The following is a 12,003-nucleotide window of genomic DNA, read 5'->3' on the forward strand; positions in this document are numbered from 1 at the left end:
GTTGTAAGAGGATGGAGGGAGGGTTTTATTATGGATACCTTATTGATTCATCATAAAAAATTAGCAAATTATATTAATGGTGAATGGGTAACACCAGATGATGTTGTGTATACTCCTGTTTTGAATCCGGCCACTGGGGAGAACATCAAGGAAGTACCATTATCACCACGAGAGGCTGTATCGGAAGCGGCAAAGGCAGCTAAAGAAGCACAAAAACAGTGGGCACTTGTTCCAGCACCTCAACGTGCTGAAATATTATATAAAGTAGGAGATTTACTAAAGGCCAGAAAGGAACAGCTAGCCACTATTTTAACAATGGAAAACGGAAAAGTATTAGAGGAAGCACGCGGTGAAGTGCAAGAAGCAATTGATATGGCCTTTTATATGGCTGGAGAAGGCAGAAGATTGTTTGGTCAAACGACCCCGTCTGAATTAAAGAATAAGTTTGCAATGAGTGTACGTGCACCAGTTGGGGTCGTGGGTATAATAACACCATGGAATTTTCCAATTGCGATTGCGACATGGAAGTCATTTCCTGCAATTGTAGCAGGTAATACAGTCATATGGAAACCTGCAACAGAGACGCCTTTAATGGCCTATGCATTAGCTACCATTTTCGAAGAGGCAGGATTACCTAAAGGAGTGTTAAATGTCGTCTTTGGTTCCGGTTCAACTATTGGGGATGAGATGGTAGAGAATGATGAAATTCGCGTAATATCTTTTACAGGATCTAATGAGGTAGGGAGAGAGATTGCCAGTAAATGTGGTCACAAGCTGAAAAAGGTTTCCTTAGAAATGGGTGGGAAAAATGCTGTCATCGTCATGGATGATGCAGATATTAACTTAGCAGTTGATGGAATCATATGGAGTGCCTTTGGGACTAGTGGACAGCGGTGTACTGCGTGTAGTAGGGTAATTGTCCACGAGAAGGTAAAAAAGAAATTAGAGCAAGGTTTGCTAAAAGCAATGAAGAATATTCGTATTGGAAATGGGCTTGATCATAATGTAAAAGTCGGTCCCATCATTAATAATACTTCTCTGGAAAAGATAAAAGGCTACATTGAAATTGGTGTACAAGAAGGAGCACAACTGTTAACTGGTGGTTCCGTTCTTGATGAGGGTGAATACGCAAGTGGTAATTTTTTTGTACCAACTGTTTTTACCAATGTAAAACCAAATATGCGAATAGCTCAGGAAGAGATCTTTGGACCTGTCATTTCTATTATTTCAGTGAAAAACTTAGATGAAGCGATACAAGTAAACAATAGTGTTTCATTCGGATTATCGAGCTCGATTTTTACTCGAGATGTTAATAAAGTGTTTGCTGCACAGCGGGATCTTGACACAGGAATTATTTATGTAAATGCCGGGACAACAGGAGCGGAGATTCATTTACCATTTGGAGGAACAAAAGCAACTGGTAATGGACATCGCGATTCGGGAATTGCAGCATTGGATGTATTCACAGAATGGAAGTCTATATATATTGATTTCAGTGGTAATCTGCAGAGAGCGCAAATTGACGTAGATTAATTGTGATTAGGCTTCTAATTATTAGCAAAGGGGAGCTGATAAATGAAAGTTGGAGTATTAGGTGCTGGTTTGATGGGAAGAGAGGCAACTCGTGATTTGATCCTTAGTAAAGAAGTGACGAGTGTTGGTATAGCAGATATTGATAAAATGCGAGCTGAACAAGTTTGCCAACAATTACAGTCTCATAAACTGTCAGCCTATCAAGTAGATGCAAATAATTGTGATGAATTAGCAGCATTCATCAGGAATTATGATGTAGTAATTAATGCCCTTTTCTATTCCTTTAATGAAATTGTTGCTAAAACCGCAATTGAATCAGGAGTTCATTGCGTTGATCTGGGAGGGCATATTGGTCACATAACAGATCAAGTATTAAAATTACATGAAAAAGCACATCAGAGAGGGGTAACAGTTATCCCTGATTTAGGCGTTGCGCCTGGAATGATAAATATATTAGCAGGATACGGAGTTAGCAAGTTAGATAAGGCAGAGTCAATTAAAATGTATGTAGGTGGGATACCTGTACAACCAGAGGCACCGTTAGAATATAACCATGTTTTTTCGATGGAAGGCGTATTTGATCATTATACTGATCCTTCTTTTATTATCCGTGAAGGCATTAAACAAGAAATACCATCCTTATCAGAAATAGAACCAATCTATTTTGAAAAATTTGGCCCTTTAGAAGCGTTCCATACTTCTGGAGGCACCTCAACTCTATCCTTATCTTATCCGTTTTTGAAAGAGCTTGAATATAAGACGATTCGATATCCAGGGCATGCAGAGAAATTTAAGCTACTTGTAGATCTTAATTTAACTCGTAACGATTATGAAGTGGAAATTGGCGGTAGAAAGGTAAAACCGCGTGAAGTATTCCTAAAGGTGTTAGATCCTATTGTTGCATTAAAGGATAAAGACGATGTCGTTCACCTCCGTGTGATTGTTTCTGGTTGGAAAAATGGGAAGAAAGAGACGCATGTATATGAAATGTCGACATATAAAGATAGGAAGAATAATGTCACTGCTATGGCCCGTTCAACTGCATATACAATTTCCGTTGTCGCACAAATGATAGGCAATGGGAAGATTAAACAAAAAGGAGTATATCCGCCAGAATTAATAGTGCCAGGTCAGGAATATATAAAGCAGATGTCAAAACGAGAAATCCACATTAAGGAGAAAATCGAGCGATAATCCGCTCGATTTTTGCCGAATAATAGTTAAACAAACGTTTGTTTAATGAAGAATCATACATTATGATGAGTTGTAATACAGAATACAAGAAGGAAGAGGTGATTTTAATTGAAAAATGTATTGCCAGATCATGTTCAAGAGTGGGTTTTACATACTGTTAATTCCCAAGGTAAGATCGTAGCAATTCAGCAATTACTTGGTGGAATGTCATCGGTGATGCATAAAATATCTATCCAAAGTGGTGAAGTACTTACAGATGTTGTGATTCGTCAAGTTGACAATGAAGAGTGGTTGGAAGAGGAACCCGACTTAGCACTACATGAGGCAAAGAGTCTTGAGTGGGCAATTGATGTTGATGTTCCAACTCCAAATCTTATCGCATATGACCAATCTGGGGCTATATGTGGTGTGCCAACTGTACTAATGACAAAGCTTGAAGGAGTAGTAGAATTACAGCCAAAAAACATGGAAGAATGGGTAGATGGCTTGGCAAATGCATTGGCAAAAGTTCATCAACTAAATGCAGATCATTTTCCGTATACATATTTTACATATCAAAACCTTTCAACTTTAGAGGTTCCTTCTTGGTCCTCATACAAAGAGCAATGGAGGCAAGTAATAGATATCGTAAAAGGTCCATGTCCTAAAACGCGGGAATGTTTTATTCACCGTGATTATCATGCTGCCAACGTATTATGGACAGGTAATAAAGTAAGTGGAATTGTAGATTGGGTGAACGCATGTAAAGGACCTGCTGGAATTGATGTTGGTCATTGTCGTGTTGATATGGCTCAATTACATGGAGTCGAGTACTCAGATGCTTTTTTAACTGCATATCAGAAACATGCCGGAGAGCTTTTTCTATACGACCCATATTGGGATTTAATTGCATTAATTGATATCTTATTTGGACCACCTGAAGTTTATCCTGGATGGCCAGCATTGGGAGTAAAGGGATTAACAAATGAGATAATAGCACATCGTTTAGATGAATACATGCTAAGCTTATTAAAGAGAATATAGAAAAAAGGATGTATGATCGAATCGTCGATGTACATCCTTTTTTTTATTCAAGCTTCCTGCCTAAATGTATCTCTCTTTAGTAAAATAACAGAAGCTACTACTACTAATAAAATCCCTGCTAGCATAAATCCCCCATTCGCACTTAACTCCAGTAATCCTGTAATTCCGGAACCAATGACAACTCCGAAAGAGAAAAACGCATAGAAATATCCATAAGCTTTTCCGCGGTTAGTTTCCTCCGTTGCTTCAATTAAGATGGAATTGAGTGAAGGGAATAGGAAGGCAAATCCAATTCCGTACAATCCCATAATGATATACATGAAAGGGATACTTGAAGCCAAACTAATAAGGAGTAGACTAATTCCCATCATTCCCATTCCGAAGGTAACTGTTTTAACTGGCTTGACTCTATCGAAAACATTGTTAGTAGGTAAGACAAATATGAGAATCGCAACAATTCCAAATGTACTTAATAAGAGACCGCTAGTTTGTGTATCTTGACCGAGATCCACTACTTTCAACGGTAACATGTATGCAAGAACACCTTGAGAGAACATTAAGAAAAATGCTCCGGAAAATGCCTTTATCATAAGTGAGTTTTGGAAGAAGGAACGTACTGTTAACTTATCCTTCGGCTGCTTATCTTCTTTACGAGTAACAACTTTTGAACGTAAAAAGATAAAGGAAAGAAGGCCTAAAATAATCAAAGCGATAGCAGTAACGGTTAGCACAGTCACTTCATTTGTTTTACTAGAAAGAATACCGCTGAATGCTGGACCAATAACAGCTGCTAATCCAACAAATGCTCCTGAAAGAGCAGAACCTTTTCCTTTTTTATTCTCTGTTATGGAGTTAGCTAAGTAGGTAAAGGCAGCTGGGACAATTAATCCTGCTGTTAGTCCATGTAAAAAGCGGACAAATAACAATGTCCACGCATTGTCAGCTAAGTGATAGGAAAATAGCATTAAACCGGATGAAAATAAGCCGGCCACTAATATGAGGAAAGGGCCTTTTTTATCTGTTAAAAATCCTGATGCAACATTTCCAATCGTATTTGAAAAAGAATACATCCCAACAGCTAATCCCGCTAATAAAGGAGTGGCACCAAGTGATGTTGCAAGTGGAGTCATAATCGGTAGTTGAGTAAATAGATCAAAAAATGAAAAAAACACGATAATATATACGAAAACACGCATAATATTGTATCCCCCATCAATAATTTACCTAATTATATAATCTCTTTTTTGGGGAAAATAGGCAAGAGGATAGGCTTGTTTAGAGTTGAAAAAGAAGTGGTAATTAAGACTTTAGTGAATGAAAGTTCATTAGGTATACTATTAAATTTATTATTGTTTGGAGGATTTCATGAATAAACAATTATGGAAAAATCCCGTATTTACTGTTTCAGCTATCATTATTGTGTTCTTTGTGTTAGTTGGTGGATTAATGCCTGAAACGTTTGGGCGGGTGTCAGGAAAACTATTTGAGTTCACGACCGTTAATTTTGGGTGGTTTTATTTGATAGGGGTACTTATTATTATTATCTTTTTAATAGGTTTAGCAATAAGTAAATATGGAGCTATACGAATCGGTGGCGAGGATGAAAAACCTCAATTTCCCTTTTTTACATGGATAGGAATGTTGTTCTCAGCAGGCTTTGGGGTTGGTCTAGTTTTTTGGGGGATTGCGGAACCAATGAGTCACTTTTTTACAGCGCCAATGGTAGGGATCGAGGTGCAAACGGAGGAAGCAGCAAGATTAGCGATGGGATATTCATTTTTCCATTGGGGGATAAGTCAATGGGCTGTTTTTGCGATAGTAGGGCTCGTCATTGGTTTTCTCCAATTCCGTAAGAAAAAGGATGGATTAGTTTCTACTGCACTAGAACCAATAACCGGAGATAAGACGTTTGTAAAAAATACAATAGATTCACTTGCTGTTATTGCAACTGTTATGGGGATGGCAACTTCCGTTGGTCTCGGTGTTCTTCAAATGTATGGAGGAATAGATGCTTTGTTTGATCTTAATCAAACATTTAGTATACAGCTTATTATCATTGTTGTGATGCTTCTTGCTTATATGCTTTCCTCCATCACAGGGTTGGATAAGGGGATGAGGTTTTTAAGCAATTTAAATTTAGGACTTGCTTTAGGGTTACTATTATTTGTTTTTATTACTGGTCCAAGTGTTTTTATTTTAGAAACATTTACGCTAGCAATTGGAGATTATATAACTAATTTCATTCAATATAGTTTACGTCTACAACCATATAGAGGTGGAACTTGGGTACGAGAGTGGACAATCTTCTACTGGGCTTGGGCAATTGCTTGGTCTCCGTTTGTAGGTGCTTTTGTTGCACGGGTATCTAGAGGAAGAACCATTCGTGAGTTTATCGCTGGAGTAATGGTTATCCCACCGTTAATAGCATGCTTATGGATAGCTGCATTTGGTGGAACAGCAATTTGGTACGACTTAAATGAAAATGCGGGAATTGCGGAGGCAGTCAACAAAGACATTACATCTGCGCTATTTGAAACTTTTCAGCATTTACCATTGTCCAATGTCTTGTCTTTAATAGCTCTATTACTTATTTTCACATTTTTAGTTACCTCTGCGGATTCAGCTACTTATATATTAGCAAGTATGACAACAAAGGGGAGTTTAAATCCTCCTATGGTCGCGAAGATAGTATGGGGATTACTAATGGCTGCAATTGCAGGAGTACTGTTATATGCTGGTGGTTTAGAGGCGTTACAAACCGCATCGTTAATCTCTGCGTTACCATTTACATTATTATTGTTATTACTTATCATCTCCCTATCGAAGCTTTTGAAAAAGGAGCCATTACCAATTAGGAAAGCTGACTTAAGACGATTTAAAAGGTTGGAAAAGGCAGCTAATAGTAAGGAAAAGAAAAAATAGTAAATAAAGAGATCTGAAATAAAAAAATAATTCAGATCTCTTGTTGACTATTTTTGGAATTCTGCATATACTTATTATAGCTACTTTGTTTAACCAAGTAGTGTTTTTTATCCAAAGTATCTTGTTTCACAAGATAGTGGGTTTGTGGAAACTAAACTATTATTGCAAAGCTTCCACATTTTTATTTATCAACTACCTTGTTTAACAAGTTAGTGGAGGAGGTTGTATATGTCTATAAGAAGTCAACTGCTAAAAGGGATATTAGATGGATGTGTTTTAGCTGTGATTGAAAAAGAACCAGTATACGGCTACGAACTTTCTAAAAAGTTACAGGATATCGGTCTTCATGATGTAAGTGAAGGAACTATCTACCCTGTTTTATTAAGGCTTCAGAAAAATAAACTAATACGAGGCGAAATGAGACCATCTGATACAGGACCAAACCGTAAGTATTATTTTCTCACTGATCTTGGTAAAGAGAATCTAGCAACAATATCAGCCGAATGGGAACAAATATCAAAACCTGTAAATGAATTATTTATTAGAAGGGAGAGCAAGGAATGAAGGCGAGCCTGTTAATTGAGGAAAATAATCGAAAAAGAGATTTGTTGACTCCTGAGAATGAGAAATATTATAGCGATATGATGCTGTATATCCGACTACAACTCACACTATCGGAGCAAAAATCTGAGGAAATATTAATGGAACTGCTAGATCATTTATTAGATGGGCAAAACGAAGGGAAGACTGCTCGAGATATTTTTGGTAACAATCCAAAAGCTTATGCAGACGAAATTATTAAACATTTACCTAATGAAGATAAACGGCAAATTTCCACTTTTGTCCTAAGCACCATTATGGATTTACTCAGTTGGGTACTCATGATTAATGGGCTTGGTATTCTGATTATTTCTCAATTCAAAGAAATAGAGTCGGAAATTTATCCAGTTAATGTCGCAATCTTAGTTGGAGTTATCCTTTGTATCATTTTATTTGGCATTTGGTATATTTTTAGATTAATCAAGAATTCATTATTTCTAGAAAAGTCTAGTGATAAGAAAGATATGGTGAAAGCTGGGCTTTTCGGTGCTATTGGATTTATGTTAATCCTAGTAGTGGTAAAGTTTATTCCCAATATTGGTCCTGCCGTTCATTTTCCTTGGTGGCTTTCATTTTCTCTCGGAGCGATTATTTGGTTTGTAAGGTTTATTTACAAAAAACGAGTTGGAGGGAGGGAATAACATGGTGTTATCGAAAAAAAGTACTAACTTTATAGAAAATCTTCGCTTGTATCTTCTTACATCCGGAAAAAAAGAAAAGGAAGTTGATGAATTAATAGAGGAATTAACTGCTCATTTAATCGAATCTGAGAAACAAGGAAAAAGCATCGATCAAATAATTGAAGGAACTCCAGAAGAATACATGCAATCATTGAAAAATGAAATGGATACTGATTTTACTATGTTGTTTAAATATATACCTATATTCATCATTGGTATGTTAGCCTATTTCTTTATGGGTCCCGCCATCAGAGGTGATCTTGAGATTAATCTCATACAACTAATCTGTTTTCCTTTTGTAGCGGTATTGGCGATGATTTTATATGTGCGGTTTCTTCAAACTTCTAGTAAAAAGCAATATTCTAATAAGAAATTATTCATAGGCGGCATGTTTGCCAGCATGGGTGTAACATTATTATTTGTAATATTAATACTAGGAAGTCACTTTATTGCCGAACCAATCTACACAGCAAATGATACGGTTAAATGGATAGTAATCGCAATCTGCACGATCATTTTTGTCGTATTGTCAATATGGACAAAAACCTGGATTACAATTGTCATTCCGGCGATTCTTTTTATCCCTGATTATCTCACACGTTTTGCGGAATTAAGTATTAATGAAATCCTCATCGCTAATGTATCGACATTTATACTTCTATTTACCGTTTTAATCCTATATGTAGTCATAAAGGAGAAAATGAAGAAGAAAAATGCTGCAAACAGCTAGAAGTAAGAGGCTGGGACAGAGGAATATGGATGCAAATAAAAACCGAACAATAACTTGATTTTAAAACAAAATAGTTCAGTCACCTTTTCAATTACAAAAATTTTATAGTTACCAGCGGAGGAAATACACGAAGACTCCTGCGGGAATAAAGGCCTCGATGAGACCCCGCAGGCAGAAAAGCGAAGGCGACTGATCAGCGGCGTACGAACGGGAGCCAATCCTGTACTGAGATAAAGGAAACACGGCGAGGAACGAGCCGATGTTGACTTATCGTAGGGAAAGGATTGGCTCGTTCGCTAGCCGCTAGGAGTCTAAGCTAGACAGGCGTTTAGCGCCGAGGAGGCTCATTAGCCGCCCGCGGAAAGCGAAGTGTATTTCCGAAGCGTTATAGCTACACTTACATTGTTCGGATTTACATTCAAGTCAAATAGTTATGTCTCAACCTCTTTGGATTGCACATTTATGAGCAATTTACGGTTACTTATGTATCGGTATCGTGCATTTTCTTTAATCCCTTCTGAAAAGGGAGAAGCCAATCGATCCGAAAGCTTAAAAAGTTATCGTTACAGTGGTGCCTTTTTCTATCTCTGATTCAATCTCCACTTGATGGCCAAGCTTTTCACATACTTCCTTCACAAGATACAAGCCCATTCCGGTGGATTCGCGATATTGACGGCCGTTTTCTCCGGTGAAAAATGGATGAAATACTCGTTTTCTATCACTTACAGGGATGCCAATTCCAAAGTCTTGTACCTTAATTGAATTTTCTTGAATGGACACAATCATTTTTTGTGCCTTTCCTGTAGAATATTTAACTGCATTTGTTATTAATTGATTCATAATAAATACTAGCCATTTTTCGTCTGATTCCACGATGATTGTTTCACCATGAATTTCAGGGTACACACGGTTACTAATGAATAACCGCTTATTTTCTCGAATGGCATCATCTATTACTTTTTTCATTGAAACAGGCTCTACTTGAAAGTCATGTTCGAAGGTTTCAAGTCTTGCAGCATATAAAACCATTTCAAGACCTCTGCTAATTTTCTCGGCTTCTTCTCGTATACTGCGCAGATTTTCATCATCCGAATCTTGAGTTATTAGTTCCATCACGGATAATGGGGTCTTCATTTGGTGTACCCATTGATTAATAAATGTTAAGTGATTTGCACGTTTATTTTCTTGAAGATGAAGTTCATTAATATATTGGGAATACTGCGATTTTAACAAGTTAGTCAATGCTTCTGGTATGGGGGCATTGCCTAATTGTTGTACTGCATCGGTTAGTTCATATGAAGTAGCTGTAAGCCGTTTATAATACTCTTTATGAGTTAAATAGCGATAAATTAAATACATGGATAATAGAAAAATAGTGATAAACAAGCAGTAAATGGCAGTTGGTATGTTTGTATATCCATCTAAGTAGACGATTGTTAGTACAAAGATTATTTGAATGATATTAATGAAAATAAGAGGAAGATGTTCACGAAAAAATAGCTTCATTACGTATTCTCTCCTAAAGTAAGGCGATATCCTACACCACGAACTGTTTCAATTACGTTTTCTATCCCTAGTTCTTGTAATCTTTTACGGAGACGGGTTACATTCACATTTAATGTATTCTCATCCACAAAAGACTGATCATCCCATAACTTTTCGAGTATATCTTCACGTGCAACAACTCTTGGAGACTTTTCCAACAACATTTCCAATAATACTGCTTCTTTCTTTGTTAATGTTACCGTTGCTCCTTCTACCTCTAACTCTAGTCGTTCCATATAAAGCGTTAGTTCATTAAGATGCATAACTCTCTCTTCGGGTTTTGGAGCATATTCTCCATACGCTCGTCGTAAATTACTACGGATCTTTGCCATTACAACTTCATAGTGAAATGGCTTCGTTATATAATCATCCGCCCCATTTTCCAATGCCATCACTTGATCCATCTCACCCGCACGAGCAGATATGAAAAGGATAGGGCACGTAGAAAGTGCACGGATTTGCCTACACCAATAGTAACCGTCATAACTAGGTAAATTCACATCTAATAAGACAAGTGCAGGTTTAACTTTTTTAAATATATCTATTACATTCTCGAAATCCTCTGTAATAATGGCTCTATAATTATACTTTTCCAAATAATTCTGGAGGAGCTTCGCAATCTTTGGGTCATCTTCCACAATCAGAATCTTTGTCATTTTCATTCTTCCTTTTTCTAAAATATGTGCTTTTAACATTACATAATCGCCTGGAAAGTTCAAGAGATAATTGAGTGTACATGACATTTAAAAATCAGCTAGGACATATATATAGTAATAAAGGAGGGAGGCTAATGGGAAAGGAATTTTCTAATAAGACTTCGTCAAAAGCAGCTATTTATATTGGTGTAATTTTGGGCATGGCTGGTATCATGCTTATGTTCATCAATGACCCAGTGGGATGGTCCACAATAGGATTAGCACTTATCTTATTTTTGGTATTACGATATTTTGGAGATGATACGACCGTTTCTTGTGATGAACAAGGATTTAAAGTAAAGATAGTTAGTAAAAGAAAAGGAACTACCGTAAAGGAATATGCATGGGAGGATGTAACTGGAACATATTACTACGAGTATGAGTCCGGTGGAGAAGATAGTTCCATCTCTCGTTTTTTTCAAGTGAATACGGCAGAAGGGATTGCCTTTAATATGGAGGCTATGAAGAGCTTCGATGAGTTAATAGAAATTTTTAATGAAAATACAAAGCATCTTTCCTATAAATGGGCAAAGATAGACGGATTTCAGAACACTTATATTCAACAAGAGCGCATGTTCCAGTAAACTTTACACTCCTTTTTTTCTACAATTTACGTTATGAAAAAGGAGAGATAAAACATATGAATGTTTTATCTCCCTTACTATACATACCCTCGTTAAAACCTCATTCATGACCTTTTTCCGTTTAGCCTCGAAGATTGTATGGTGGTATACTTCTTTTAGAGGAGTGAGACCATGCATCCATTTACAAAAGAAGTAGTATCGATTTTAAAGGAAATTCCACAAGGAAAAGTTGTGACATATGGACAAATCGCCAAACTTGCAGGCAATCCACGCGGTGCTAGGCAAGTTTCTAGAATCCTTCATTCTATGAGTGAGAAACATAGCTTACCGTGGCATAGAGTAGTAAACGCAAAAGGTGAAATCGTCATTGCCAACCCAGAAATAGCTCTCCAGCAAAAACTCCTTCTAGAAAGTGAAGGTGTAGAGTTAATCAATGATAAACGTGTTGATTTAAGTCGTTATCAAGTGGGGACGATGGATGAGTAAATTCAGTGTGG

Annotated in this window: 12 protein-coding genes; 9 read left to right on the plus strand and 3 right to left on the minus strand. The window is 37.0% G+C overall.

Annotation, left to right across the window (positions count from 1 at the left end; translation table 11 throughout):
- Positions 1–30 precede the first annotated feature (30 nt).
- The 3 genes from ACFPM4_RS10995 to ACFPM4_RS11005 all read left to right on the plus strand — a co-directional run bounded on the left by ACFPM4_RS10995 (position 31) and on the right by ACFPM4_RS11005 (position 3,750).
- Positions 31–1,533 (plus strand): aldehyde dehydrogenase family protein, encoded by a 1,503-nt coding sequence (locus tag ACFPM4_RS10995; RefSeq protein WP_382351378.1) that lies wholly within the window; start codon positions 31–33, stop codon positions 1,531–1,533.
- Positions 1,534–1,575: 42 nt separating this feature from the next.
- Complete coding sequence (locus ACFPM4_RS11000) at positions 1,576–2,727, plus strand: saccharopine dehydrogenase family protein (protein ID WP_382351381.1); 1,152 nt, start codon at positions 1,576–1,578, stop codon at positions 2,725–2,727.
- Between the two features lie 108 nt (positions 2,728–2,835).
- On the plus strand, positions 2,836–3,750 hold the full coding sequence (locus ACFPM4_RS11005; RefSeq protein WP_382351384.1) for a phosphotransferase family protein: 915 nt from the start codon (positions 2,836–2,838) through the stop codon (positions 3,748–3,750).
- A 47-nt stretch (positions 3,751–3,797) separates the two neighbouring features.
- Here the strand turns inward: ACFPM4_RS11005 and ACFPM4_RS11010 are convergent, their stop codons facing one another.
- Positions 3,798–4,946 carry an MFS transporter gene (locus ACFPM4_RS11010; RefSeq protein ID WP_382351387.1) on the minus strand — a complete coding sequence of 383 codons (1,149 nt, stop codon included), beginning with the start codon at positions 4,944–4,946 and terminating at the stop codon, positions 3,798–3,800.
- Positions 4,947–5,115: 169 nt separating this feature from the next.
- Between ACFPM4_RS11010 and ACFPM4_RS11015 the strand changes: the two genes are divergently transcribed.
- The 4 genes from ACFPM4_RS11015 to ACFPM4_RS11030 all read left to right on the plus strand — a co-directional run bounded on the left by ACFPM4_RS11015 (position 5,116) and on the right by ACFPM4_RS11030 (position 8,682).
- Positions 5,116–6,672, plus strand: coding sequence for a BCCT family transporter (locus ACFPM4_RS11015; RefSeq protein WP_382351390.1), 1,557 nt, complete (start codon positions 5,116–5,118; stop codon positions 6,670–6,672).
- 228 nt (positions 6,673–6,900) lie between these two features.
- Positions 6,901–7,236 (plus strand): PadR family transcriptional regulator, encoded by a 336-nt coding sequence (locus tag ACFPM4_RS11020; protein WP_144919594.1) that lies wholly within the window; start codon positions 6,901–6,903, stop codon positions 7,234–7,236.
- Entirely contained in the window at positions 7,233–7,913 is a 681-nt protein-coding gene (locus ACFPM4_RS11025) for a DUF1129 family protein (protein WP_144919593.1), read from the plus strand. The genes ACFPM4_RS11020 and ACFPM4_RS11025 overlap by 4 nt, the downstream gene beginning before the upstream one ends.
- A 1-nt stretch (position 7,914) precedes the next feature.
- The gene (locus ACFPM4_RS11030) at positions 7,915–8,682 is read left to right on the plus strand and encodes an HAAS domain-containing protein (RefSeq protein WP_382351393.1); all 768 of its coding nucleotides are present in this window, start codon (positions 7,915–7,917) and stop codon (positions 8,680–8,682) included.
- A gap of 549 nt (positions 8,683–9,231) precedes the next feature.
- Here the strand turns inward: ACFPM4_RS11030 and ACFPM4_RS11035 are convergent.
- Together ACFPM4_RS11035 and ACFPM4_RS11040 are read right to left on the minus strand one after the other, a co-directional pair.
- A complete protein-coding gene (locus tag ACFPM4_RS11035) occupies positions 9,232–10,188 on the minus strand; it encodes a sensor histidine kinase (RefSeq protein WP_382351395.1) in 957 nt (318 codons plus the stop codon).
- Complete coding sequence (locus tag ACFPM4_RS11040; RefSeq protein ID WP_382352068.1) at positions 10,188–10,883, minus strand: response regulator transcription factor; 696 nt, start codon at positions 10,881–10,883, stop codon at positions 10,188–10,190. Before ACFPM4_RS11040 ends, ACFPM4_RS11035 begins: the two co-directional genes overlap by 1 nt.
- 134 nt (positions 10,884–11,017) lie before the next feature.
- Between ACFPM4_RS11040 and ACFPM4_RS11045 the strand changes: the two genes are divergently transcribed.
- Both ACFPM4_RS11045 and ACFPM4_RS11050 read left to right on the plus strand, forming a co-directional pair.
- The gene (locus ACFPM4_RS11045) at positions 11,018–11,506 is read left to right on the plus strand and encodes a hypothetical protein (RefSeq protein ID WP_382351397.1); all 489 of its coding nucleotides are present in this window, start codon (positions 11,018–11,020) and stop codon (positions 11,504–11,506) included.
- A 171-nt stretch (positions 11,507–11,677) separates the two neighbouring features.
- Positions 11,678–11,992, plus strand: coding sequence for an MGMT family protein (locus ACFPM4_RS11050; protein WP_382351399.1), 315 nt, complete (start codon positions 11,678–11,680; stop codon positions 11,990–11,992).
- Positions 11,993–12,003 lie beyond the last annotated feature (11 nt).

The organism is Lederbergia graminis (assembly GCF_042655485.1).
GTDB classification, from domain to species: domain Bacteria; phylum Bacillota; class Bacilli; order Bacillales; family Bacillaceae_C; genus Lederbergia; species Lederbergia graminis.

What these genes read in the sequence shown, in the direction of transcription:
- ACFPM4_RS10995 (WP_382351378.1), top strand. Translation starts at nt 31, where the DNA reads ATGGATACCTTATTGATTCATCATAAAAAATTAGCAAATTATATTAAT.
- ACFPM4_RS11000 (WP_382351381.1), top strand. Translation starts at nt 1,576, where the DNA reads ATGAAAGTTGGAGTATTAGGTGCTGGTTTGATGGGAAGAGAGGCAACT.
- ACFPM4_RS11010 (WP_382351387.1), bottom strand. Translation starts at nt 4,946, where the DNA reads ATGCGTGTTTTCGTATATATTATCGTGTTTTTTTCATTTTTTGATCTA.
- ACFPM4_RS11015 (WP_382351390.1), top strand. Translation starts at nt 5,116, where the DNA reads ATGAATAAACAATTATGGAAAAATCCCGTATTTACTGTTTCAGCTATC.
- ACFPM4_RS11020 (WP_144919594.1), top strand. Translation starts at nt 6,901, where the DNA reads ATGTCTATAAGAAGTCAACTGCTAAAAGGGATATTAGATGGATGTGTT.
- ACFPM4_RS11025 (WP_144919593.1), top strand. Translation starts at nt 7,233, where the DNA reads ATGAAGGCGAGCCTGTTAATTGAGGAAAATAATCGAAAAAGAGATTTG.
- ACFPM4_RS11030 (WP_382351393.1), top strand. Translation starts at nt 7,915, where the DNA reads ATGGTGTTATCGAAAAAAAGTACTAACTTTATAGAAAATCTTCGCTTG.
- ACFPM4_RS11035 (WP_382351395.1), bottom strand. Translation starts at nt 10,188, where the DNA reads ATGAAGCTATTTTTTCGTGAACATCTTCCTCTTATTTTCATTAATATC.
- ACFPM4_RS11040 (WP_382352068.1), bottom strand. Translation starts at nt 10,883, where the DNA reads ATGACAAAGATTCTGATTGTGGAAGATGACCCAAAGATTGCGAAGCTC.
- ACFPM4_RS11045 (WP_382351397.1), top strand. Translation starts at nt 11,018, where the DNA reads ATGGGAAAGGAATTTTCTAATAAGACTTCGTCAAAAGCAGCTATTTAT.
- ACFPM4_RS11050 (WP_382351399.1), top strand. Translation starts at nt 11,678, where the DNA reads ATGCATCCATTTACAAAAGAAGTAGTATCGATTTTAAAGGAAATTCCA.